Source organism: Photobacterium sp. 1_MG-2023 (assembly GCF_030547945.1).
Lineage (GTDB): Bacteria > Pseudomonadota > Gammaproteobacteria > Enterobacterales > Vibrionaceae > Photobacterium.
Genome location: NZ_JAUORR010000022.1, coordinates 1 through 22,463, shown reverse-complemented (window position 1 = coordinate 22,463; position 22,463 = coordinate 1). Strand labels below are relative to the sequence as shown.

The 22,463-nt window shown below is 53.0% G+C and carries 26 protein-coding genes and 1 pseudogene; all 27 read left to right on the top strand.

The features are described from left to right. Positions 1-92: 92 nt before the first annotated feature. Entirely contained in the window at positions 93-413 is a 321-nt protein-coding gene (locus Q4579_RS17025; protein ID WP_303565839.1) for a phage holin, lambda family, read from the top strand. A 22-nt stretch (positions 414-435) separates the two neighbouring features. Next, positions 436-852: a M15 family metallopeptidase gene (locus Q4579_RS17020; protein WP_303565838.1), complete on the top strand. Its 417-nt coding sequence runs from the start codon at positions 436-438 to the stop codon at positions 850-852. A 65-nt stretch (positions 853-917) separates the two neighbouring features. Further along, positions 918-1,184 carry a hypothetical protein gene (locus Q4579_RS17015; RefSeq protein ID WP_303565837.1) on the top strand — a complete coding sequence of 89 codons (267 nt, stop codon included), beginning with the start codon at positions 918-920 and terminating at the stop codon, positions 1,182-1,184. Then, a complete protein-coding gene (locus Q4579_RS17010) occupies positions 1,181-1,429 on the top strand; it encodes a hypothetical protein (protein ID WP_303565836.1) in 249 nt (82 codons plus the stop codon). The genes Q4579_RS17015 and Q4579_RS17010 overlap by 4 nt, the downstream gene beginning before the upstream one ends. Positions 1,430-1,954: 525 nt before the next feature. After that, entirely contained in the window at positions 1,955-2,440 is a 486-nt protein-coding gene (locus Q4579_RS17005) for a hypothetical protein (RefSeq protein ID WP_303565835.1), read from the top strand. Then, positions 2,343-4,298: a phage terminase large subunit family protein gene (locus Q4579_RS17000; RefSeq protein WP_303565833.1), complete on the top strand. Its 1,956-nt coding sequence runs from the start codon at positions 2,343-2,345 to the stop codon at positions 4,296-4,298. Before Q4579_RS17005 ends, Q4579_RS17000 begins: the two co-directional genes overlap by 98 nt. Further along, positions 4,298-4,507 (top strand): gpW family head-tail joining protein, encoded by a 210-nt coding sequence (gpW, locus tag Q4579_RS16995; protein WP_303565831.1) that lies wholly within the window; start codon positions 4,298-4,300, stop codon positions 4,505-4,507. Before Q4579_RS17000 ends, gpW begins: the two co-directional genes overlap by 1 nt. After that, positions 4,507-6,060, top strand: a complete 1,554-nt coding sequence (locus tag Q4579_RS16990; protein WP_303565830.1) for a phage portal protein — start codon at positions 4,507-4,509, stop codon at positions 6,058-6,060. Before gpW ends, Q4579_RS16990 begins: the two co-directional genes overlap by 1 nt. Then, a complete protein-coding gene (locus tag Q4579_RS16985) occupies positions 6,053-7,369 on the top strand; it encodes a S49 family peptidase (protein WP_303565829.1) in 1,317 nt (438 codons plus the stop codon). Before Q4579_RS16990 ends, Q4579_RS16985 begins: the two co-directional genes overlap by 8 nt. Positions 7,370-7,379: 10 nt before the next feature. After that, positions 7,380-7,724, top strand: a complete 345-nt coding sequence (locus Q4579_RS16980; protein WP_303565828.1) for a head decoration protein — start codon at positions 7,380-7,382, stop codon at positions 7,722-7,724. A 38-nt stretch (positions 7,725-7,762) separates the two neighbouring features. Then, positions 7,763-8,797, top strand: coding sequence for a major capsid protein (locus tag Q4579_RS16975; protein WP_303565827.1), 1,035 nt, complete (start codon positions 7,763-7,765; stop codon positions 8,795-8,797). 110 nt (positions 8,798-8,907) lie between these two features. Beyond that, positions 8,908-9,342 (top strand): hypothetical protein, encoded by a 435-nt coding sequence (locus tag Q4579_RS16970; protein ID WP_303565825.1) that lies wholly within the window; start codon positions 8,908-8,910, stop codon positions 9,340-9,342. A 58-nt stretch (positions 9,343-9,400) separates the two neighbouring features. Then, positions 9,401-9,688, top strand: coding sequence for a hypothetical protein (locus tag Q4579_RS16965; protein ID WP_303565823.1), 288 nt, complete (start codon positions 9,401-9,403; stop codon positions 9,686-9,688). After that, entirely contained in the window at positions 9,685-10,320 is a 636-nt protein-coding gene (locus Q4579_RS16960) for a phage tail protein (protein WP_303565822.1), read from the top strand. The genes Q4579_RS16965 and Q4579_RS16960 overlap by 4 nt, the downstream gene beginning before the upstream one ends. Next, positions 10,310-10,756 carry a phage tail terminator protein gene (gene gpU / locus Q4579_RS16955; RefSeq protein WP_303565821.1) on the top strand — a complete coding sequence of 149 codons (447 nt, stop codon included), beginning with the start codon at positions 10,310-10,312 and terminating at the stop codon, positions 10,754-10,756. The genes Q4579_RS16960 and gpU overlap by 11 nt, the downstream gene beginning before the upstream one ends. 2 nt (positions 10,757-10,758) lie before the next feature. Beyond that, on the top strand, positions 10,759-11,256 hold the full coding sequence (locus tag Q4579_RS16950; protein ID WP_303565819.1) for a phage tail tube protein: 498 nt from the start codon (positions 10,759-10,761) through the stop codon (positions 11,254-11,256). Positions 11,257-11,265: 9 nt separating this feature from the next. After that, on the top strand, positions 11,266-11,721 hold the full coding sequence (locus Q4579_RS16945) for a phage minor tail protein G (RefSeq protein ID WP_303565817.1): 456 nt from the start codon (positions 11,266-11,268) through the stop codon (positions 11,719-11,721). After that, positions 11,721-12,065, top strand: a complete 345-nt coding sequence (locus tag Q4579_RS16940; protein ID WP_303565815.1) for a phage tail assembly protein T — start codon at positions 11,721-11,723, stop codon at positions 12,063-12,065. Before Q4579_RS16945 ends, Q4579_RS16940 begins: the two co-directional genes overlap by 1 nt. Next, complete coding sequence (locus tag Q4579_RS16935; protein WP_303565813.1) at positions 12,046-14,259, top strand: hypothetical protein; 2,214 nt, start codon at positions 12,046-12,048, stop codon at positions 14,257-14,259. Before Q4579_RS16940 ends, Q4579_RS16935 begins: the two co-directional genes overlap by 20 nt. Then, positions 14,247-14,588, top strand: a complete 342-nt coding sequence (locus tag Q4579_RS16930; protein WP_303565812.1) for a phage tail protein — start codon at positions 14,247-14,249, stop codon at positions 14,586-14,588. The genes Q4579_RS16935 and Q4579_RS16930 overlap by 13 nt, the downstream gene beginning before the upstream one ends. Continuing rightward, entirely contained in the window at positions 14,585-15,286 is a 702-nt protein-coding gene (locus Q4579_RS16925) for a phage minor tail protein L (protein ID WP_303565811.1), read from the top strand. Before Q4579_RS16930 ends, Q4579_RS16925 begins: the two co-directional genes overlap by 4 nt. Further along, complete coding sequence (locus Q4579_RS16920; protein ID WP_303565809.1) at positions 15,286-16,020, top strand: C40 family peptidase; 735 nt, start codon at positions 15,286-15,288, stop codon at positions 16,018-16,020. Before Q4579_RS16925 ends, Q4579_RS16920 begins: the two co-directional genes overlap by 1 nt. Beyond that, positions 15,957-16,136: pseudogene (locus Q4579_RS23085) on the top strand (tail assembly protein); the annotation flags it as partial. The gene Q4579_RS16920 and the pseudogene Q4579_RS23085, both read left to right, overlap by 64 nt. After that, positions 16,137-16,499, top strand: coding sequence for a hypothetical protein (locus Q4579_RS16915; protein ID WP_303565807.1), 363 nt, complete (start codon positions 16,137-16,139; stop codon positions 16,497-16,499). Further along, positions 16,499-21,418 (top strand): host specificity protein J, encoded by a 4,920-nt coding sequence (locus tag Q4579_RS16910; protein WP_303565806.1) that lies wholly within the window; start codon positions 16,499-16,501, stop codon positions 21,416-21,418. Before Q4579_RS16915 ends, Q4579_RS16910 begins: the two co-directional genes overlap by 1 nt. A gap of 7 nt (positions 21,419-21,425) precedes the next feature. Then, complete coding sequence (locus Q4579_RS16905; protein WP_303565805.1) at positions 21,426-21,755, top strand: phage tail assembly chaperone; 330 nt, start codon at positions 21,426-21,428, stop codon at positions 21,753-21,755. A 60-nt stretch (positions 21,756-21,815) separates the two neighbouring features. Further along, positions 21,816-22,463: prophage tail fiber N-terminal domain-containing protein (locus tag Q4579_RS16900; RefSeq protein ID WP_303565803.1), on the top strand; the 648-nt coding region annotated here is incomplete at its 3' end.

Sequence of the window (22,463 nt, the reverse complement as noted above, 5' to 3'; positions counted from 1 at the left end):
TTGTGTATATATCCAGTATGGATAAGTGTACAGCATTTTGACCAACCGCCTCTCGGGGCGGTTTTTTTATGCCTGAAATTCACGGAGATGTAATGCAAGACAAAGACCCGAACCTTTGGGCGGCATTGCTGACGTGGCTGGCTCATCATTCACCAACAATTTATGGCGCTGTGTTAGCCGTGTCTGTGGCTGTTGTTCGGGTGATATATGGCCGTGGTTCACGTCGGCAGGTTGTTCTGGAAGGTCTGCTGTGTGGTCTGCTGAGTTTGACACTCACCAGTGGACTGGATTTGATTGGCCTGCCGATATCAGCAGCAAGTTTTGTGGGTGGCATGGTTGGCTTCATTGGTACTGAAAAAGTCAGGGAGTTTGCGCTTCGCTGGCTGGGGAAAAGAGCTGAACAAGCAAGATAAATCAATTGTTTAAGGGGGAAGCATGTATTTCCTTGGCAAACGAAGCCTTGACCGTCTCCACCGGTTACACCCTTCACTCGCTGCATGCGTCGCAATCGCCATTAGTGAATCTGATGTTGATTTCACGGTGTCGGAAACTGTCCGGACCAAAGAACGACAACACCAACTCTATTACGGCACACCTAAACGGACTTGGACACTGAACAGTAAGCATCTGGTTCAACAAGATGGTTTTAGCCATGCGGTTGATCTGGTTCCGCTGCAGGGTGGCCAGCCAGCTTGGGATAAATGCCCGTTGGTCAAAGATGCAATGTTCAAAGCAGCTGAACGAGTCGGTGTGAAGTTACGTTGGGGGGGCGACTGGAATCAAAACGGTGATAGCAGGGACGAACACCAGCGGGGCAGCTACGATGGGCCTCATTTTGAATTGATGACGTAACCACAGAAAGTGCAACACACCGGGCGGCCATTGAGCCGCTTTTCTTTTATTTGGAGGAAAGTGGAATGAAGCATTTCAAGAAATCCATAGTAGCCATCCTTGCCATGACGGCTTCATTGCCTGTTTTGGCAAGTGAGTCTATTCCTGCGAACGATGCACCTGCATGGGCGATTGCGACGATTGGTTTTGTTGTTGGTCTCGCTGGTGTTGTGTCTCAGGCGGATGCGCAGATGAGTGAAGAGTTCAAACGCAAATGGCCATGGTGGTTAAAGCTCACCTGGAACTTACTGGCTGGTAACTATAAGCACTCTCGGAATGTGAATGACGTATGAACACAGCACTGACTGTATTGGCATTGTTGGTTGAGCAGTTTATCCAAATGAAAAGGCGAGATGATTATGCGGACAAACAAAAGCGGCTTCGTGTTGCAAAGAGTGATCCTGCTGATTACCTCCGCCAGTTTGGCCGGGTGCGGACTACTCAAAGCACAATGCGTAGCAACACAACCGGTACTGGTGAACACGACGTACAACGAGACGTATCAAATATTCACGGTTCCTCAGAACGAGATGACTGAGATAACGACATACATCGAGCAGTTACGGCAGTGTTCTAAACCATAGCTCAGTGTCGTGCTACCGCGGTAGCACGGCAATGGAGACTGACAATATGACCTGAAAAACTCCCACGTGGGCGGGTAATACAACGCGAGATGGCGCGATTATTGTGTTACGGAAACCAATTTTATAGAGGGCATGTGCCTGGATAACCAGCCTGACGCATGATGCAACCATCGACTACGAATGGAATTCAACCTGAACCGATATGTTTGTCACTGCTGGTTATGTTGGTGAAGGTTGGCCGTGCTACCGCGGTAGCACGGTATGGGTCCTTTCGCGTACCCCTGCGCCCCACGGGTGCACAAACTCGCAGAAAAGGCCTCGTTGAAAATTTTTTTTGATTTAGGGGGTTTCCGGTTTCCGGTTTTTATCCATGAATGAGCGATCTATTCAATCCAGACAAAAAGTTCACGCAGTCGGATATAGGCACGCTCCTTGGTGTATCAGACAGACAGGTGCGAAACCTTCAGCAGCAAGGGATCATGCCTGCTGCCAAGGGGCGAAACGGGCTAGATCCGTTGGCCTGTATTCATGCCTACATCACGTATAAATCACAGCAAAAAGCACCTGAAACAAAACCGGAAACCCCGGAAGAAGACCCAGATGTAACGTTCGAACAACAGGAGCGTCAGCTGAAGCTGGAAGAGAAGCGCGAAAACATCGCGATGAAGCGAGCAAAGCGCGTGCTGTTTGAAAAATCCTATGCGCCGATCCAGATGGTCGTGGATGTGCTGCAACAAGTTGGTTCCAGGATGACATCGCGCATGGATGGTCTGATCCCGAAGATGAAAAGTGCCTGGCCGGATATGCCGCCGGAAGCGGTGGAAGTGTTAGAAGCGGAAATTGCCGCAGCATCAAATGAGTGTGCCGATGTTCAGCCAGACCTCACCGACTATGTTGAAAGCGATCCGCAAGGCGGTCCGGAATGGATTGTCGGGACTGAGGAGAACACCGCCGATCAGTGGTAGTGAATGGGCTAACCAACATTACCGATTAGCGTCGGGTTCGTCTCAGGAAGAAGGTGCCTGGGTCACGCTGGCCTTCCAGGTTGCAATCCTGAATATGATGTGTAACCGCAACATCCGGCGACTGGCATTCCAGAAATCGGCCCGTATCGGCTGGTCAAAAATGCTGGTCGCAGCAGTGAGTTGCTTGCTGCACCAGTACAAAACGAACACGGTGATTTACCAGCCCACCGATGACGATGCAAAGAATTTCACCATTGATGAGATTGATGGTGCCTGGGAAGAAATGCCGTTGATGCGGCGGGTATTCCCGTTCCTCTATGCCCGAGACCACAACAACACCACCAAAAAGAAAGTGGGGTTAGGTTGGATACTCGACATTCTTGGCGCGGCCACCCCGAAGAACATGCGGCGGATCACCAAGGCGGCACTGTTTGGTGACGAGGTTGATGGCTGGGACTGGGAGCTGGGCAAAGAAGGCAACCCGATAGCATTGGCCCGAACCCGACTGGAAGGGGCCGCGTTTCCGATGGAACGCTGGGGAACGACCCCGACCAATGCGGGTGAATCGCATATCGAAAAGCTGATGGCCGAAATGGATCTGACGTTTCGGTTTTATCTGCCGTGCCCTCACTGTGGTCACGAGCAGGTGCTGGAATGGGGAAGTCCGGACACACCACACGGTTTCAAATGGGACAACGACCAGCCGTCCATCGAAGCGAAGGCCAGAACGGCACACTATCGCTGCCTCAAATGTGAAGATCCGATTTATTACCGGCATTTGATGAAAATGCAGCAGGGTGGCCGATGGATGGCCGAGGATTTCACCTGGACTCGGGACGGTATTCATTTTTTTGACGGGGATGATAACCCGGCACCGACACCCGTCAGCGTCGGGATCCATTGCTGGGCGGCGTATAACCCCAAAATGACCGATGGCTGGGTGGGACTGGTTCGTGAATTCCTCAAGAAAAAGGACGATCCGGCCAAGCTGAAAACCTTTATCAATCTGATTTTAGGGGAGCTGTGGCAGGGAGATTACCGCGACAAACTGGATTGGGAAGTCCTCAAAGGCCGTCGTGAAATTTGGTGGAAAGGGGACAGGAAAGAGAACCCTGTCCCTGATCGGGCTGTAGTGCTAACCGGCGGTATCGACACTCAGGATGACCGGATTGAAATGTATATCTGGGCCTGGGGTGCTGGCGAAGAGTGCTGGCTGGTCGATCACATTGTCTTGCTTGGGGATTTGTCCAGCCAGACGCTGAAAGATGCTGCCGGACGAAACCTTTACAACCGATATAAAAAACAAAGTGGTGAAGAAATGGACGTCAGGCTGTGGTGCTGGGACGCCATGGGCCACAAAACGGAAGACGTTTACCAGATGAGCCGTGATCACGGCGTGATGTGGGTGATCCCGATTCAGGGCGAAAACCAGTACGGCAAACCCATCCAGAACTTCCCCCGCAAGAAAAACAGCAAACGGGTTTATCTGACCCGTTTGGGCACCGATGGCTTGAAAGCCCGACTCTATGGCCGCTTGGGTTTGTCACCGAAAGGAAGCGAACCGGTGCCGGGTTGTGTGCATTTCCCGCTGGACGACGAAATCGCTGGGGACGAGTTTTTCAAACAGCTGTGCTCAGCAACGAAAAAGCTGGAGATTCGAAACGGGCGCAGTGTCTGGCGGTGGATCAAGCAGTTCCACCCGTTTGATGAAGCACTGGACGGTTGGAACTATGCCCACGCGGCATTGAATATCCTGGTTCAGAAATTTGGTCTGAAGCTGGAAGAGCCCAAAGTGAAAGCCAGCAAAAAAACGGGCCTGAGTATGAAAGAACTGGCCGAGCGCCTGCAAGGTGGATGATGACATTACAAGACAGATTAAGAGAGGCGGAAAGCGCCTACCACGCGTTACAGACGGGGAAAATGGCAGCGTCGATCACGAAAGACGGGCGGACGGTTCAGTTCAGCCGGGCAAATATTCACAGCCTCAAAGCCTATATCGATGAGCTGAAATCTCAGCTTGGCATGAGCAATACACGGCGACGGCCACCCGCAGGAGTGAGGTTTTAATGAGTAATTTTCTAGTTGCCGCAGACGGCAAAACGCCACTTCGGGAGGCCGTCTTCCGAGGTGGCGGATCAGGATTCGGCGGCCAGATGCGCAACTGGAGTGTTCCGTCGCAATCGGTTGATGCAGCCTTGTTGCCGGTCTTCGAGCAGGCCAATGCCAGAACGGATGATGTGGTTCGAAATTCTGGTATCGCCGCCAATGGCGTCCAGCTGCACCAGGACCACATTATCGGCTCTGAATACCGGCTGAGTTACAAGCCGAACTGGCAGCTGTTGGGGTTAAAGCCGGATAAAGGGCTGGTCAAAGATGTGGAAGCGGTGTTTCGGGATATAGCCGAAGACCCGGCCTGCTTCATTGATGCTGAAGGAAAACGAACGTTCACCATGTTGATGCGGGAGTCTGTTGCGACCCATGCCTACAGCGGTGACATCATGGCAAAGCCTGAGTGGATCCCACGTCAGAATTCGCCATTTGCAACCGCGATTCGTCTGGTTGCCCCCCGTCGTGTCTGCAATCCGCAAAATGGGATGGATACGGACAGTCGCCGGGCCGGTGTTGAGTTCGACAGGCATGGCGCCCCGTTGGCATACCATGTTGCTGAAGGTGGTAATCAGTTTGGCCTGGGTCGAACCTGGCGCCGGGTATCCCGCTGGACAGCCAATGGCCGTGCGGGGTTTATCCATGTGTTTGAACCGGTGGAGGGAGGGCAGACCCGAGGCATCAACCGGTTCATGTCCAGCCTTGAGCAAATCAAGATGCTGGATACGCTGCAAAATACCACGCTGCAGCGCGCTGTGGTGAATGCCATGTACGCAGCGAGCATCGAATCAGAGCTGGGCAGTGAAGAGGCTATGCAGTATCTGTTCGGGACAGATCAAAGTGGCAGCATTGAAAAGATGCTCATGACTTACGGCGATTACTATTCAGCGGCCCCGGTGAAATTTAATGGTGTGAAACTGCCGCATCTGTTTCCCGGTGACAAAATTAACCTGCATCAGGCAGGTAATGCAGACAATGGCTTTGCGGCCTTGGAAGCGTCGATCCTGCGTTATATCGCCGCGGGTCTGGGTGTGGATTACGCGCAGCTGTCGCGAAACTACAGTCAGATGTCGTACAGCACAATCCGTGCAGCGCACAATGATTCCTGGCGCTATTTCATGGGCCGCCGAAAAATCATCGCCAACCGTTTTGCCAGCATGATCTTTTCGCTGATTTTTGAAGAAATGGTGGCTCGAAAATATATTCGGTTGCCGGAAAAAGCCCGCTACTCATTTTACCAGCGGCGCCATGCCTGGACGAAATGCGACTGGATTGGCGCAGGTCGGCTGGCCATTGATGGTCTCAAAGAGGTCAAAGAAGCGGTGATGCGGATTGAATCCGGGCTTTCAACCTATGAGAAAGAGCTGGCGCAAATGGGTGAGGATTATCAGGAAATCTTCACTCAGCAGGTCGAAGAAATGGCAGAACGGAAAAAAGCAGGCCTTCCGCCACCCAGCTGGGTAAAGATGCAGGCCATGGCCCCGGATAACCCAAGCGAGAGTCCGAATGAGTAACTATCAACATTTAATCACCAAGGCGTTTAATCAGCCGTTAGCCGTCCAGCCCGCCTATGCGCGGGTTTTCTTTTCTGCGCTGGGCAACCGGATGGGAGTGATCAACAAGCTGGTTGATGTCGATGGCAATGAGCTTGATGCCGACCAGATGCAGCTTGAAGCGTCCTCGTACCGAAAGAGCCGGGCTGCGGCCACGCGAAGCTTCCGAGTGATGGATGGGATCGCAATCATCCCGGTCAGTGGTTCCCTGGTTCATAAACTGGGCGCGTTGCATCCCTATTCCGGGATGACCGGCTATGACGGTTTGCTAACCAAGCTCAGTGAAGCGATGGACGATCCGGAAGTGCGGGGCGTCATGCTGGATGTGGATTCACCGGGCGGGATGGTTTCCGGGTGTTTTGACCTGGCTGACATCATTGCCCGGTATCGGCAGATCAAGCCGATCTGGTCGCTGGGGTACGACATGCACTGCAGTGCGGCTCAAATGATTGCGTCGTCCTGTTCGCGTCGGTTAATCACACAAACCGGCACCGCGGGCAGTGTCGGGGTCATCATGGCCCACGCCAACATCGAGAAGATGCTGGAAAAGCAGGGCACGGAAGTCACCCTGATTTTTTCCGGTAAGCACAAGGCAGACGGGAACCCGTATGCAGCGCTGCCGAAAGATGTGCGCGAGAAACTGCAAGGCCAGCTGGATGCAACCCGGCAGATGTTCGCCAGCAAAGTGGCGGAGTATATGGGCAAAGACGTGAACGACATTCTGGCCACTGAAGCGGAAACCTTTGAAGGCAAAGCGGCTGTTGAGATCGGATTTGCAGATGAAGTGGTCAACGGCGCTGATGCCGTGGCCGTCATGATTGAGCATTTAGATGCTCAGGGTACAACAACAGTGGATATGGGAGCGTCTATGACCACCAATGTAAACAACAATGCTGCTCAGCCGACACAGCCTGCTGCAGCGCTACCTGGCGCAGCTGTCCAGGACACAACCACAGAACAGCCAGATTTATCAGCGGCGCTGACAGGCGAACGCCAGCGCGTACTGGGCATTTTGGGATTGGAAGAAGCCAAAGGGCGGGAAGCGTTAGCCAACCAGCTGGCGGCGATGCCATCAATGTCCGTTGATGCGGCGAAAACGTTGCTGGCTTCTGTACCTGCTGCTGTGGCGGAAGAAGAAACCACGGCCCTGGATGCGCTGGCAACACAGCACGGTGAGTCATTGACGACGGATGTCAGTGATGACACGGAGATGAGTGATGACGACAAAGCCGTCGGTTCTTTGCTCTCAGCGTTCCTTCCTCAGAAATAAAGGTTGAATGATGACAACGACAGAAACCTATACCCCGGATGATTTTCTGGCAGGTGATCAGCCCTTGCGGACAGCGCGTGGTTATGTGGCCGCCGGACAATCCTTTCCCCGTCTGACCCCGTTGATGCGCAGTGCAACGGATGCTGCTTTGTTGGTTGCCTGGGACGGGACGGCGGGCAAAGCGATTGCCATGTCTGCCCGGCCCGTGGATGCCCCAGCAACCGATCAACTGACAGCGCTTTATATTGGCGGCTGCTTTCGCATCAATCATGTGAACTGGCCTGCTGGTGTGGATACCGACGCGAAGAAACGGGCGGCGTTCTTAGGCACCCCGGTCAGTGTGGACGACGAGTAAATCTCGTCGTTTTTTTTACCCGAATTTAGAGAAAAATTATGGATCATTTTACCCCTCGTGTGTTGTGGCTGGCAGTGAAAGAAGCTGGTATCCGCCGGGATAACTTCTTCATGCGAATGTATTTCAACGAGGTCTACACCTTCACCACGGAGAAGGTCGACCTCGACATGGTGCCGAATAAAACCAAAATTGCCGCCTTCTGTTCACCGATGATTGGTGCAGCAGTTGACCGGGCAAATGGCTACAAAACATCATCTTTCAAACCCGCTTATGTGAAATCAAAGCATGCGGTGAACCCGAACATGACCATCAAGCGTTTGCCTGGTGAAAAATATGCCGAGCTGAAAACGCCCGCCATGCGCCAGAACGCCCTGGTCATGCAGAACATCGAAATGGAAGAAATCGCCATCCGTGACCGTGAAGAGCTGATGTGTGCCGATATGGTGCTGAGAGGCAAAACCCTTGCGGATGGCCCGAACGTGGAAGTGCCGATTGAGATCGATGCAGGGCGCCGTCCGGCGAATAACATCATCCTGTCCGGTGCTGCCAAGTGGGATCAGCAGGATAAAGAAACCTATGACCCGGTTGCAGACATTGAGGGCTGGGCAGAGCAGGCCGACGGTCTTGTTGATCACATCGTGCTGGATAAAAAGGCCTGGGCCAAGCTCAATTCATTCAAGAAGTTTAAGGAGAAGCTGGAGACCCGTCGCGGCTCTTCCTCGACACTGGAAACAGCCCTGAAGGACTTAGGTAAGACGGTCAGCATCAAGGGCACGTTGGGTGATGTCACGCTCATCGTACTGGATGAAGAATACATCGACCGTGATGGCGTCACCAAGAAAGTGATGCCAGACAATACCCTGATTCTGGGACATACCTCAGCCCGTGGTGTTCGCCTGTACGGCGCGATTCAGGACTTGAATGCTCAGAATGAAGGGGTCGCTGAATCGGACCGCTATTACCGTGATTGGATGGAAGGTAATGACCCTGCAGTGCGTTATACCAAAGCGGAATCGGCACCGGCGATGTACATGATTGACGTGAACAAGTTTGTGGTCGTCAAAGTTGCGTAATACGGGGGCGAAAGCCACTTTTTTGCGGTTAAAGGTGCGCTGAGAGCACCTTTAATTTTTCATCAGGTTTAGCCGTGCTACCGCGGTAGCACGGAATCAAGGACAAGCATATGTCACAAAAAACGGCACTGCAGGCTCATATTGACGGCCTGTGCGAACAATTAGGGATCAGTGACAAGCCCTATAAAGATGACACCACGATCAAAGAGCTGGAAAAGCTGATTGATGAGCTGGAAACCCAGATCCCCGACGATACAGACGGTGATGGTACTGATGGCGAGGGCACTGATGATACAGACCTAACCGAAATCACCATGGTTGATGAATCAGCGTTACCGCCCGGTGCCGTGATTCGAGATGATCTTGATGGCCCGGAAGTGGTTGCGAACGCCAATGGCGATTTGCTGATCAAGGCCGATGTTTCAATCCAGTTGCTGTCCCGTGGCGAGCGGGTGTTTATTCCAGCCGGTGACACTGCTTATGTAGAAGAGTCGGTAGCACTGGATGCTGTTGCTGAAAAAGTGGCTGTCTTGCTGGCGAAGTAACGCAGCACGATGTTAGACCAAAGGCGCTTCGGCGCCTTTTTTATTGTGAGGCAGAGTGATGGCATTTGATTTTGATGCAGTGATGGAAACGGCAGACAGTGCCATTTGGAGTGGTTTGGGTGAAGAGGTGATTTTTAATGGCGGACAGCCGGTCCGGGTGATTTGGGAAGATGTTGCCAGGGAGTTTGATGTGATGCAGGGAACTATCCCGAAATTGACTCTGATGGAATCAAGCCATGTTTTTCCGCGTATCGGGGATCGTGTTGAGCGCTTGAAGAACGGCGGCATTTTCACCGTATCATCTGCACCCGTGCGTGAGAACGGCACTCTGGTGGTGTACTTATGAGCCGGACACAAATCAACCAAGATTTGGTCCGAGCGACCCAAAACCTGGAGATTTTGAGCAAGTCTGCGGTGCCCGGCGCCAGTTCAATGGCGATCAACCGGATCGTGACACGGGCAGTTTCCCGTTCAGTGAAGCAGACGGCCAAAGAGGTTCGGGTCAAACAGAAGGTGATCCGGCCCCGAGTCAGGGTGCAGAAGGCGAGCGCGAGAAAGCCGGTCGCTTATGTCCGGGTCCGGCGATTCGATATTCCGGCCATTTCGATTGATACCGCCCGGACTCAGATTAAACGGCACCGGGGGCAGTATATGGTGAGCCGGGCCGTTCGGGGGCGTAATGGCCGTTTCCAGCAGCGTGAGTTTGCAGGGAACACAGCAATCAGGGTCGGGCGCCATCGCTTTGAAAATGCATTCTTGCAACGACTGAAAAATGGCCGCTGGCACATCATGCAGCGAACCAGTGACAGCCGCTATCCGATTCAGGTGTGCAAAGTGCCGATAGTCCAGCCGATCACCCGAGCATTCAAACACCACAGTCAGGAGCTGTACCGAACCGACATGCCGAAAGAGCTGCAGTCGGCCATCGGACAAAAAATCAGGCTGGAATTACGCAGAGGAGCGGCCCGTGGAAATTAACAACCGAATTCGAAAGCAAGTCATGTCCGATTTGGAATCTGGCATCAAAGCACAAGGGCAATCCATGATTGCCCTTTTTTGTAATGGAACGCCCACGGTATTGCAGGCGCCTGATCCAAGTTATCCGGAACAGCCCTGTGATTTGCCTGCCATTGCCATTGCATTGGCGGAAGGGCAGTCCATCAGTGATGATTTTGACGAAGAGACTTGGCGGGCATCATTGATTGTTCGGATTTATCTGGTGGTTGATAACAAGCTGGATCCCCAACTTGATGCCATTGGCCAGCAGGTTCGCAATGTGTTGCACCGGGGTTATACGGCGGACGGATTACTCACGCTGTGCAACATCGCGGCGTATGACTATGCACGGGATGATGATTCCCCCTGGGGCACCCTCGATTTGATTTTCACTGTTGAATACAACGAAGAGACTTGATTATGGCAACTGATCTTAAAAAAGTACCCACAAAAGGCGCCGGGACCAGCTTTGCACGGTTAGTCGATGGTAAGAGCATTGATACCATTAATGACTTTCTGGACGATGCCAATTGGGTGACGCTGGCAAAACTGAAAGACATTCAGCCGGGTGAAATTACCGTTGAAGATGAAGAAGATAATTATCTGGATGACGAAAACTCAGAGTGGACTAAAACGTCACCGGGAATGAAATCGGCGGGTGAAACACAACTTACAATAGCATGGCTGCCGGGTGAAACCGCTCAGCAACAGCTGGCTAAAGACGTGACTGATGGGACGATTACCTGGTATCGCGCTAAATACCCCAATGGTGCCGTGGATCTCTATTACGGCTATGTCAACAGCCTGGGGAAAGCCGTGGCTCAAAAAGAAAAGATGACCCGGAGCGTCAAAATCAAGAACGTCGGCAAGCCGATGATAGCGGAAGCAATTCTGGCCGCTGCGAGTCAGCCAGCATAAGGGGGCACCATGTCATTTTTGAAAACCGACACCATTGAAATCAATGGCCAGCCCCTGCTGCTTACCGAGCTGTCCGGTCTTGAGCGGTACGAACATATGGATTACAGCACAAAGCTGCAATCAGAAGCACCAGCAGAGCCGGAGCCTTTAGCGGAAGGTGCCTCACCAGTAGAGCATGAAACCCGTTTGTTCGCGTTACAAAAATGGAGCCAGGCGTGGGCAAAGTTGTCGTATTTAGCCCAGGTTAATCTCGTGGCTTATGGCATCAAGGGTTTTGAGGCCGTCCAGGGTCAAAGTCAGGAGGATCGCCGACGGTGGGTGCAAGAAAATCTGTCCGACCAATCAGTGGTGAAAGTCCACAATGCGGTCGGCTACCTTTCCGGCATGGTGTTTGAACCGAAAGACGACATGGATGAACCAGCATCAGAGACAGAGCCAGCGGAGCCGATTGACCCAAAAGCATAATGGAGGCGGAGCGGGAGTTTGCACAGCACCTGGCACGGGAGTATCGCACTCCCTGCTGGCGAACTCTGCTTGCCAGCCTGAGTGCCACGGCGGTGATTGAATGGCGTGATTATTTTTATCGTCACGGATTCAGTCATCAAAAAGCCGATTTCCACATGGCCATGATCTGTACCCAGCTGTGGAATGCCAGCCCGATCCGAACAAACCCAGTTAAATTGTCCGACTTCCTGCCATCTCTGGCACCGGAAAGCCCGGAAGAAGCCCCCGAAGAACGAACAGATGAAGAGCTGATGGCCCTTGGGGCTTCGGCTGGAGGATTCCGCATTGAGTGCCCAGATAGCTGACTTTAATCTGCGATTCAATGCAGATAGTGCCAAGTTCGAAAAAGACGTTGAGAGCGTTAAGAAAATGCTCCGTGGCTATGCCACAGATGCCAATGCGGCAAACGACAGTAACGCCAATTTCAGTCGCGGTCTGAAAGTCTCAACAGCAGACCTTGCTAGCATGGGAGCCGGTGTTGCCGCAACCTCGACGTTGATCGTGGGTGCCACGGCAGCTATTGCCGCAGCCAGTGTGGCAATGACCCGTCAGCAGGCGGAGCAGGCCCGCCAGATAGAAAAGCAGGCCGTGGTCGCGCAGGTTTCTGTGGAGCAAATCCAGTCGCTGACGTATGCCGCCCAGCAGTTCGGCATCGAGGGCGACAAAATGTCGGATATCCTCAAAGATACGAACGACAAATTGGGTGATTTTTCTGAAACCGGCGGCGGCGAATTTGCCGATTTCATTGAAAATATTGCCCCGAAAGTCGGCCTGACGATAGAAAAGCTGCAGCAAATGTCCGGCCCGGATGCACTGATTGCTGTTAAAAGTGCATTGGATGCCGCCAATGTACCAATGAAAAGCCAGATCTTTTATCTGGAATCTATTGCGGACGAAGCCTCAGCGCTGATCCCGCTGTTGGAAAACAACGGTCAGAAGCTGCATGCACTGACATCACGATACGACAATTTGAATGTGGCCATGTCGCAGTTCGACATTGACCGATTCAAGCAGATGGATCAGGAAATTACGGACATCGAGCTGAAACTCGAAAGGTCGTTCGGCAATCTGTCCCGCCAGGTCACACACGCTTTATTGCCGACAATGGATTCGGTCAGCAGCTACACCCTGATGATGGCCAAAGGCGTTGAAGAGTACGCCAAGCAGGTCAAGGCGTTGGGAGTTTACTCCGCCACTCTGAATACGATTTCTGGAACATCCCTTAAAGAAAAACACCGTGAAATATTCGGTGAGTATGTCGAGCTTAAGTCCGAGCTGGATAAATACAAAGGCGTCAGTTATGACGACTTACCCGCCATCAATCCTTTCGGTCTGAGTAAAAATGAATGGTTCAACCTTCAGCGCGATTACGCGATGAAGAAAGATGAACTGAAGGCTCTCAATGACGAAATTGTAAAACAGCAAAAAGATGCCGCTGGCTGGTTTGATTTTGAAGATGAAATCAAACCCCCGGTCCCACCAACGGATGGCAGCGGTGGTGGTGATGGCGGTGCTGCCGCTGCCGCCGCCAGAAAGCTGGAAGCAGAGCAAAAGGCCTCCGCCACCCGGCTTGCGGCACTGGACAATCAGTACGCAGACGAACGAACCAAGCTGCAGCTGGCCCATGAACAGCGTCTGTCTGATATTGATGGCATGGTTCTGTCGGAAGAGGAAATCAAGCGTCGTGGGTTTGAATCCATGGCCGCGTTGCGCCAGGAATACAAAGACCTTGAAGATGAATTTTATCTGCAGCAGCAGGAAGAATTTCAAGCCCGGCAAGACCAGCAAATTCAGGCTGAGTTGGATGCATTTGCCCGCAAAGAAGAAGAGAAAACCCGCAAGTTAGATCGCGAAGCCAAGCAGCGAGCAGATATAGAAAAGCGCATTGACCAGCAAGTGCTGGCCATGAAATACAACCTGGCCAGCCAGACCCTTGGTTTAATCGCAGAGACGGCCAAAGAAGGCACTTTTATTCAGAAAGCGGCATTCATGGCCCAGAAAGCCATGGCCGCTATGCAGGTGTTCCAGCAGGGGGAAGTCGCTGCGATGGCAGCTCTGGCGCCCCCGCCGATTGGCCTTGGCCCAACAGCCGGGCAAGGACAGGCTGCAGTCATTCGAGCGATGGCCGCAGTGAGCGCCGGGATGATTTTCGGCCAGGCTTTGTCCGGCATGGCCCACTCGGGCATCGATGTGGTGCCGACCGAAGGGACTTGGCTTTTGGATAAAGGTGAGCGGGTTTATACCAATGATTCTGCCCGCCGGATCGACCAGATGTACAACATGATGATGAACATGAACCAGACCCGGTTTGCCGTGAATGATCCAGTTAATCGTCAGAACAACCAGGGCATGGCCAACATGTTTAAGTTTGAAAATCACTTTAATGAATCGTCAGCCGGTGAAGAGAACTGGCAACAGTATGGCGAGGCGGTGAACGCAATTGTTTACGAAACCCTGGAGAAAGAAATGCGTCCGGGAGGGAAGTTATGGCGGGGTTAAATGAATTTCGATGGATGCACGTTCGGGGCGGAAAAATAGATGAAGCGCCACGGGTTAAGACGGTTCAGTTTGGCGATGGATATGAGCAACGTGCTCCGGATGGGCTGAATAACAACCTGAAAACGCTCAATTATACATTTCGTTACTCCCATGACGAGATCACGCGGATCAGGCAGTTTCTGCGTGAGCATGGTGCGGTACAGCCGTTCATCATTTACCCGACCGATGAACCGGTGCCGACGAAAGTGAAGTGTGCAAAATGGAGTACCCGCCGTATCGATCCAAAAAGAAGCGAACTGACTGCCAAGTTTGAGGAAGTGATTGCATGAGCCTGCCTGCGAAAATGCTGGCTGAGTCGGTCAGTCTGACTCAGTCAGCACTACTTGTTTTTTATGATATCGACCTGACCCCTTTTGGGGGAGATGTTCTGCGCTTGCACAACGGAACCAACTGTGAGCGAGAGCCGGTGGTCTGGCGCGGACAAACTTATCAGCCGTTTCCGATTGATGGCAGTGGTTTCGAGGTGTCCGGGCGCGGTCCGGCGAACCGGCCCAAATTGGCCGTGGCGAATATATTTGGTCTGGTCACCGGACTGGTGAGTGATTTTCAGGAATTGACCGGCGCCCTGGTGACACGCCGACAGGTGTATGCCAGGTATCTGGATGCGGTGAATTTCAAAAGCGGAAACCCGCATGCCGACGAAACACAGGAATTGGTGAGTCGATATGTCATCGAAAGCCTGTCCAGCCTGACGGCGGTAACAGCAACGTTTGAGCTGTCGTTACCCAGTGAAACGGAAGGGGCGATTATCCCGGCACGGATCATCACCACGGATGTTTGTCCGACGGAGTACCGCAGCCCTGACTGCGGTTACACCGGGGGGCCAGTTGCACAGGCCGATGACACGCCAACCACGGATCCTGAATGTGATAAATGCGGCAAGCGTTTGAGCAGCTGCAGATTACGTTTCGGTCAGAACGCGGAGCTTCCATTTGGAGGTTTCCCCACCGCAATGAGAATTAGCTGATGAGTTATCGACAGAACATGATTGACCATGCGGCGGCGTCATATCCTAATGAGAGCTGTGGCTTGCTGGTTCGCACTGCAGACGGGTTAGCCTATCTATCCGCACAGAACCTGGCACCGGAGCCGACTGAAACCGCCATTATCGACCCTGAAGCGTGGATTGAGGCTGACCGTTTGGGGGACGTTGTTGGCATTGTTCACAGCCACCCGGACGGACCGTTTGTCCTCAGTGGTGCCGACAGGCTGGCACAGCAGCAAAGTGGCTTGCCCTGGTATCTGGTTGTCGGTGAGCAGGTGCGTGAATTCCCGCCCGTTCCACCGCTGCTGGGGCGCCGTTTTGAACATGGACAAACGGACTGTTACACCCTGTTTCGGGACGCGTATGCGTTAGCCGGTCATGCGTTACCGGATTTTGAACGGGATCCGGATTGGTGGGAGCAGGGGAAAAATCTCTATCTGGAAAACTTACCTGAACATGGGTTTTTTCAGGTCGCAGAGCCTCAGCCTGGGGATGTGCTGCTGATACAACTTGCCAGCAACACCCCGAACCACACCGCAATTTATTTAGGTGACAGCAAGTTGCTGCACCATTGCCCAGATCGCCTCAGTGGCCGTGACCTGTTCGGCGGTTATTGGCAGAAACATTTGCACAGTATTTGGAGATATAAGCAGTGGCAATCATCCGATTTTACGGGGATCTTCAACGATTTGGTCGCCGGTTCAAACTCAGTGTAACCACGCCGTCAGAGGCTATCCGTGCACTCTGCATTCAAATTCCCGGACTTCGTCAGCATCTATCAAAGGGTCATTACCGATTTCGCGTAAACAGACAGGATGCCAATGACAGCAATGTGCAAGAGCAGCTGGCCAAACCCATTGATGACAACACAGAAATTTACCTGGTGCCGGTGATCGGCGCGGCCAAATCAAAATACTTTTCGATAGTGGCTGGGGCTGTATTGGTTGTTGCCGGTGCTGTCACGGGCAATCCTGCGCTGATTTATGCCGGTGTGGGTTTGATGGCTGGCGGTGTGGCCGGACTTTTAACGCCGGTACCGAAAACTATGGAAGACAACGGCGCGAAAAACGGCAAAGCGAACCAGTATTTCAGTTCATTGGATAACTCGCTGGCACAAGGTTCCTGTGTGCCGTTGATTTACGGCGAAATTATGGTGGGTAGTAAAGTGTTGTCGCAGGGTTTGAGGACGGTGTAATGAGTAAAGGTGCAGGTGAACAACATACCCCGGTTGAGCAGCCGGATAACCTGAAATCTCGCCAGCAGCTGGCCGTGATTGACCTGATTGGAGAGGGGGAAATCGAAGGTCCGATCGGTGGCCTGAAAAGCGTTTTTCTCGATGACACCCCGATTCAGAACCCCGGCGGCAGTTTCAACTTTTCTGGCGTGTCCGCAAAATGGACAAATGGTACGCAGGCACAGGCCGCGCTGTCTGGCTTTTCTTATTTGGAAAACGAACAGCCAGTTTCTCTGGAAGTGAAAGCGGAGATGCCGCTGGTTCGTAGTGTGACGAATCCCAACATTGACCGTTTGCGGATCACGTTTGGGGTTCAGTCATTGTTCCAAATGGAGGATAACGGCGACATTAACGGCACCAGTGTGCAGTTGTCGGTCGAGTTGAGTAAAAACGGAACCTGGCAACCGGCACAGTTTGAGACGATCACGGGGAAAACCCGATCTCAGTATCTGAAGAGTCTGGAGCTGTCGAATCTGCCGCCCGTGCCATTCAATATTCGTGTGAGCCGGGTGACGCCGGATAGTGATAATTCAAAACTGAACAATAAGACTGTATGGTCCAGTTATACCGAAATCACGGACAGCAAGTTGCGTTATCCAAACACAGCTTATGTAGGCCTGATCCTTGATTCTGACCAGTTCAGTGGTGTTCCCCGCCGGTCATATCTGGTTCGTGGGCGCCGGGTGCAAGTGCCGCGCAATTACGACCCGGAAACCCGTCAGTACAACGGGTTGTGGGATGGCACGTTTAAAATCGCATGGACAGATAATCCAGCGTGGGTTTTTTACGATCTGGTTACGTGTGCCCGTGCCGGTTTGGGGCGCCGGTTGGGGCCAGATGGGGCTGACAAATGGGCGCTGTATCAGGTGGGTCAGTACTGTGATCAGTTGGTGCCGGATGGTAAGGGCGGTCAGGAGCCACGATTTACAGCAAATTTTGCGCTGACAGATCCTCAGCAGGCGTATGAAGTGATAAACCAGCTGGCCAGTATGTTTCGCGGGATGCCGATTTGGGACGGACTGCAGATGTCAGTTATTCCAGACATTCCGACGGACCCGGTTTGTCGATATGGCAACGCTAATGTTGTCGATGGCAAGTTCACCTACCGCGGTTCGCCGCTCAAAGGGCGCCATACAGCCGTGTATGTGCGCTGGCAAGACCCGAACAATGGATGGGAAGAGTCCACCGAGTATGTGAGTGACGATGATGCGCTGGCACGCTATGGATGGAATCCGGCCAACATCAATGCGTTCGGGTGTACATCCAAGGGGCAGGCCCGTCGGGCGGGTCAATGGCTGCTGATAACAGAGCAGCATGAGCGGCGCACCGTGACGTTCAAAACAGGGCGTGAAGGCCTGCGGCACAAAGGTGGTGAGATCATTGAGGTCGCAGACAACCAGTATGCCGGGACGAATATTTCCGGTCGCGTTATCGCGATTGATGGCAAACGGGTCACGCTGGATCGCGATATCGTGATAGAGCCGGGACAAAATGGCTGGCTGGGCTATGCCGACATTGAAGGCAAAGAATGGACGGTCAGCATTTTTTCACACCCTGAACCCCACATTGTTGTTCTGGATGACATGCCGACCGGACTCGAAGATTACAGGATGTGGACGCTGGCCACAGGCACAGTCAAACCGACGCTGTGGCGTTGCGTCAGTGTCAGTGAAGATAAAGGCGTATACACGGTGACGGCGCTTGAGCACGTCCCTGAGAAGCACGCGCTCATCGAGAACGGGATCAAGTTTGACCCGCCAGAAGACACCATCTATAGCGGAAAAATCCCGGCGGTTGAGCACCTTCAGGTGGAAGCGACCCCGGAAGATTCGCAATACCAGATCCGGCTGACCTGGGACACCCCTCGCACCATGAATGGGTTGAGATTCCAGGTCAAACTGATGCGGGATGGCCTGGTACAAAAAAGGCAAAGCGTTGATGATACGGAATTTTTCGTCGGGTCATTACCCATGGGAGATTATACCGCCTATGTCCGGGGTGTGAATAGTCAGGGGCAGGTAGGCCCGCAGACCATGGTGGTTTTCAATATCGCACCGCCAGCCATTCCGGTTGATATAGATTTTGAGCCGGACAATTTTGCGATCACGGCCAGACCGGTGATTGATGGCCCAACATCACTGGGCACGCAATATGAGTGGTATTTCGGTTTAACTCAGCAAGAGGTCTCAAACCGACTCAATCCATTGGGCCGTGGTGAGCGACTGAACAAACAGGCACTGAAGCCGGACACGCAATATTGGTTTGGCGTCGAAGCTGTGAATTCCGTGGGACGTTCGGGGCTGTTTTCTAAGCCTGTGAAAACCCTATTGAAACCGGACGATATACTGCAGATCATTCGACCAGAAATTCCGAAATTGGATTGGGCGAAAGAGCTGAATCAGATGGTTGAGGATAACAGTGCGGCAGTGGTACTTCTGGGCAATCGTGCGGCCCTGGTCGTGAATCAGGACGGTCGGGTGTCCGGTATGACCGTGACGGCCAGCTCGCAGGCTTCAGCGATTGATTTTATGGCTGATTACGTCAGTTTTACTGACCCCGAGACTAAGAAGCGAAATCTGTATTGGGACAACGCGCTGAAAACGCTGGTACTCAAAGGGAAAATTCAGCTGCTGGATGGCCACACCGTTTCGAGTATCGATGATATTCGGGCGCTGGACGGGCAAGACGGCAACACGATTTACACCGAGTTCCAGTTCTCTGTAGATGGCCTGAATTGGCATTTTCCGGATCAGCCCGGTGACATTTACCTGCGCTCCCGCGTGGTCACGAACGGCAGTCCGGGGAACTGGGGAGCCGTGACGAACCTGAAAGGAGATAAGGGCGATAAAGGCGATAACGCGACAGAGCGTTACACCTGGGTCAAATATGCTGATTCAGCGACCGGGAGTGGGTTGAGTGATTCACCGGCTGGCAAACGGTACATGGGTGTCGCGTACAACCGGACCACTGCAGCAGAATCGAACATAGCCACGGATTACAGCTGGAGCCTAATTCAGGGTGAAAAAGGGGATGCAGGTTCGACGGTTTATACCGAGTTTCAGTTTTCCTCAGATAAATCGAGCTGGCACTTTCCGGAACAAGCCGGTGATATTTACCTGCGTTCCCGCGAGGTCACGAACGGCAGTCCGGGGAACTGGGGAGCCGTGACGAACCTGAAAGGAGATAAGGGCGATAAAGGCGATAACGCGACAGAGCGTTACACCTGGGTCAAATATGCTGATTCAGCGACCGGGAGTGGGTTGAGTGATTCACCGGCTGGCAAACGGTACATGGGTGTCGCGTACAACCGGACCACTGCAGCAGAATCGACCATAGCCACGGATTACAGCTGGAGCCTAATTCAGGGTGAAAAAGGGGATGCAGGTTCGACGGTTTATACCGAGTTTCAGTTTTCCTCAGATAAATCGAGCTGGCACTTTCCGGAACAAGCCGGTGATATTTACCTGCGTTCCCGCGAGGTCACGAACGGCAGTCCGGGGAACTGGGGAGCCGTGACAAACCTGAAAGGGGATAAAGGTGATAAAGGTCAAGATGGCCAGAACGGGCAGGATGGCCAAGATGCCACAGAGCGTTTTACCTGGTTCAAATATGCAGACGGCCCGGACGGCAGCGGAATGTCAGACACGGGCACAGGAAAGGCTTACATCGGCATTGCTTACAACCAGACGACGGCCACGGAATCAACCAATCCGGCGGATTACACCTGGTCCAAAATTAAAGGTGAGGATGGTCAGCATGGTTCGCCTGGTGCCGGGGTATTCCGGATGCAGACGGAAACCGGTGTTTTCCCGACGGGAACGGAGACGGCTAATAGCCTGTTTACCAGCCACGTTGGTCGTCCGCCAGTGATGGATGATGTGCTGAGTGTGTACGCGATTGATGAGATGGGCTACATGACTCAGGCTGATTCACGGATGTACGACGGCGAAAGCTGGGTGACACCGAAACTGTTTATAGACGGTGATTTGGTAGCGCTGGGCACGATTCGCGGTGAGCACATTGTTGCCGGGGTCGAATTACGTGTGCCGGTGATCAAGGGGGGTGAAGCATATTTTGGTGAGGGTGGTGGTTTTGCTGGCTACCATACCCACATCACGGATGATGGCACGGTGTATACCGAGAAATTGGATGCAAGCGGTGTGATTCGTTCGTCCCTGATAGAAGGTAGCGATATCCGGGGGAGCGTCATCACGGGTGGTGTCATTTATGGTGCTGACATATCCACAACCACGAATTACGGGATCCAGGCAAACCCGTGGTTTCCGGGTTCGATTCCATCCAGCTTGTATTATTACCGCAGCTTTAACCGGGATATTTTAGTCAAAGGGCAGGATAAGGTCAGCAAGCGGGTGACACGTCGTTACGACCCGCGAGTTGGCCAGACCACAGCGACATTCCGCATCCCTATTACAAACGCGTTCGATAACAAGGACTGGGGATCTGCGTCTTACACCACGCAAGATCGAGCCTGTTATCCGAAGATTCCCGCGAATGCATTTCGTTTCCGGACGACTACTCCAGCGACTCGTTCCGGTAGTGGTGAATCGTGCCGGTTTACGATTCGGGTACGCGACCGGGTTGGCAACGCAGTGCTTCAGCAAACCAGTGTGATGCGTGATGTAAACCATAACAACGCATCATGGTCGATGACCCTGAACGGTATTCGGTTTAATTGGTCGAGTTCTCAGAGCGGTAAGGTTATCTCTATCAGTATGAACAGTTCAGCGGGAACTTGGGGAAGTTTTAACGAGAGTGCTAGAGGCGTATTTGAAATAGAACTTTACTGGCCGGATGCACCATATGGCCCGATTGAACAATATTTCGAGTGCAGCCTGGATAACACCAAGCCGATAGCATAGGAGCTTTATGAAAAAGTTAGATTTTATCTTTGTTGCCCGAGATGGGAATGAGCATGAAACGATTGAAGATTTCAGTGACGACCCGGAGTACTACGAGTACCTGAAAACCGCGAAAGCGTCGTTCTACAAAGGCAATGAAGAGCGCGAGCGTTTTTGGCGAAACCGGGAATATGAAGCCACCGATTACATGCTGCTTCCGGACGCAACGTTCAATAAAATCCCGTTAGCCGGCTCAACGTATTTAGAGGATATCAAGAGCTATCGGCAGGCACTCAGAGATTACAATTTACTGGATGAACCACGGCCAGAGCGGCCTGAATGGTTCAAGGCCGCGTAAGTCATCACCCGCATTAATCAAACCCGCTTCGGCGGGTTTTTTCGTATTGGAGAATCATCAATGGCGTTAATCACCGGGATTTTACGGGATCCGGCCAACCAGCCCATGCCTGGCGTGAACATCAGCCTGCATGCGCTGGAAACATCGCAAATCGTACTGAATACCGTTGTGGCCAGCGAGACCACGGCGGCAGACGGTCGTTATACCATGCAGGTTCCAGCGGGCTTTTACAGCGTCAGCCTGAATAAAACCGGGCAGCGTTCGGCTCAGGTGGGTAAATTTCGGGTGTATGACGACAGCCCGAGCGGCGATCTGAATACATTTCTGAAAGCGCCCCTGACCGCGCTGACCCCGGAATGGTTTACCCGCATCGAAGACGAGCGGAAAAAGGCCGAAGCACAGGCCGCAGATGCACGCGCCAGCAAACTGGCAGCACAAAGCGCGGTTCAGCAGGCCTCAGACATTGCCGCCCAGTCTCAGGCCCATGCGAACCAGGCGAAAGCCGAAGCCGATCGGGCGGCACAGGTCGCCGGACTGGACACGGTCAATGACGCTGTCGCGGCAGCACTGGGTGGCCAGCACGTATTTGCTCAGAACGAGGTCGGCATGGCCGTGATGCGGGCGATGAACCTGCAGCGATTTGCCGCCAGTGGGTTTGTGCATTGGGGGAAGCATCTGGATAAGAATTACATAAACCAGGGTATGTGG

Excerpts from the sequence above, each read along its gene's own strand:
- Q4579_RS17025 (WP_303565839.1), top strand. The coding sequence starts at position 93 with ATGCAAGACAAAGACCCGAACCTTTGGGCGGCATTGCTGACGTGGCTG.
- Q4579_RS17020 (WP_303565838.1), top strand. The coding sequence starts at position 436 with ATGTATTTCCTTGGCAAACGAAGCCTTGACCGTCTCCACCGGTTACAC.
- Q4579_RS17015 (WP_303565837.1), top strand. The coding sequence starts at position 918 with ATGAAGCATTTCAAGAAATCCATAGTAGCCATCCTTGCCATGACGGCT.
- Q4579_RS17010 (WP_303565836.1), top strand. The coding sequence starts at position 1,181 with ATGAACACAGCACTGACTGTATTGGCATTGTTGGTTGAGCAGTTTATC.
- Q4579_RS17005 (WP_303565835.1), top strand. The coding sequence starts at position 1,955 with ATGCCTGCTGCCAAGGGGCGAAACGGGCTAGATCCGTTGGCCTGTATT.
- Q4579_RS17000 (WP_303565833.1), top strand. The coding sequence starts at position 2,343 with ATGTTCAGCCAGACCTCACCGACTATGTTGAAAGCGATCCGCAAGGCG.
- gpW (WP_303565831.1), top strand. The coding sequence starts at position 4,298 with ATGACATTACAAGACAGATTAAGAGAGGCGGAAAGCGCCTACCACGCG.
- Q4579_RS16990 (WP_303565830.1), top strand. The coding sequence starts at position 4,507 with ATGAGTAATTTTCTAGTTGCCGCAGACGGCAAAACGCCACTTCGGGAG.
- Q4579_RS16985 (WP_303565829.1), top strand. The coding sequence starts at position 6,053 with ATGAGTAACTATCAACATTTAATCACCAAGGCGTTTAATCAGCCGTTA.
- Q4579_RS16980 (WP_303565828.1), top strand. The coding sequence starts at position 7,380 with ATGACAACGACAGAAACCTATACCCCGGATGATTTTCTGGCAGGTGAT.
- Q4579_RS16975 (WP_303565827.1), top strand. The coding sequence starts at position 7,763 with ATGGATCATTTTACCCCTCGTGTGTTGTGGCTGGCAGTGAAAGAAGCT.
- Q4579_RS16970 (WP_303565825.1), top strand. The coding sequence starts at position 8,908 with ATGTCACAAAAAACGGCACTGCAGGCTCATATTGACGGCCTGTGCGAA.
- Q4579_RS16965 (WP_303565823.1), top strand. The coding sequence starts at position 9,401 with ATGGCATTTGATTTTGATGCAGTGATGGAAACGGCAGACAGTGCCATT.
- Q4579_RS16960 (WP_303565822.1), top strand. The coding sequence starts at position 9,685 with ATGAGCCGGACACAAATCAACCAAGATTTGGTCCGAGCGACCCAAAAC.
- Q4579_RS16950 (WP_303565819.1), top strand. The coding sequence starts at position 10,759 with ATGGCAACTGATCTTAAAAAAGTACCCACAAAAGGCGCCGGGACCAGC.
- Q4579_RS16945 (WP_303565817.1), top strand. The coding sequence starts at position 11,266 with ATGTCATTTTTGAAAACCGACACCATTGAAATCAATGGCCAGCCCCTG.
- Q4579_RS16940 (WP_303565815.1), top strand. The coding sequence starts at position 11,721 with ATGGAGGCGGAGCGGGAGTTTGCACAGCACCTGGCACGGGAGTATCGC.
- Q4579_RS16930 (WP_303565812.1), top strand. The coding sequence starts at position 14,247 with ATGGCGGGGTTAAATGAATTTCGATGGATGCACGTTCGGGGCGGAAAA.
- Q4579_RS16925 (WP_303565811.1), top strand. The coding sequence starts at position 14,585 with ATGAGCCTGCCTGCGAAAATGCTGGCTGAGTCGGTCAGTCTGACTCAG.
- Q4579_RS16920 (WP_303565809.1), top strand. The coding sequence starts at position 15,286 with ATGAGTTATCGACAGAACATGATTGACCATGCGGCGGCGTCATATCCT.
- Q4579_RS16910 (WP_303565806.1), top strand. The coding sequence starts at position 16,499 with ATGAGTAAAGGTGCAGGTGAACAACATACCCCGGTTGAGCAGCCGGAT.
- Q4579_RS16905 (WP_303565805.1), top strand. The coding sequence starts at position 21,426 with ATGAAAAAGTTAGATTTTATCTTTGTTGCCCGAGATGGGAATGAGCAT.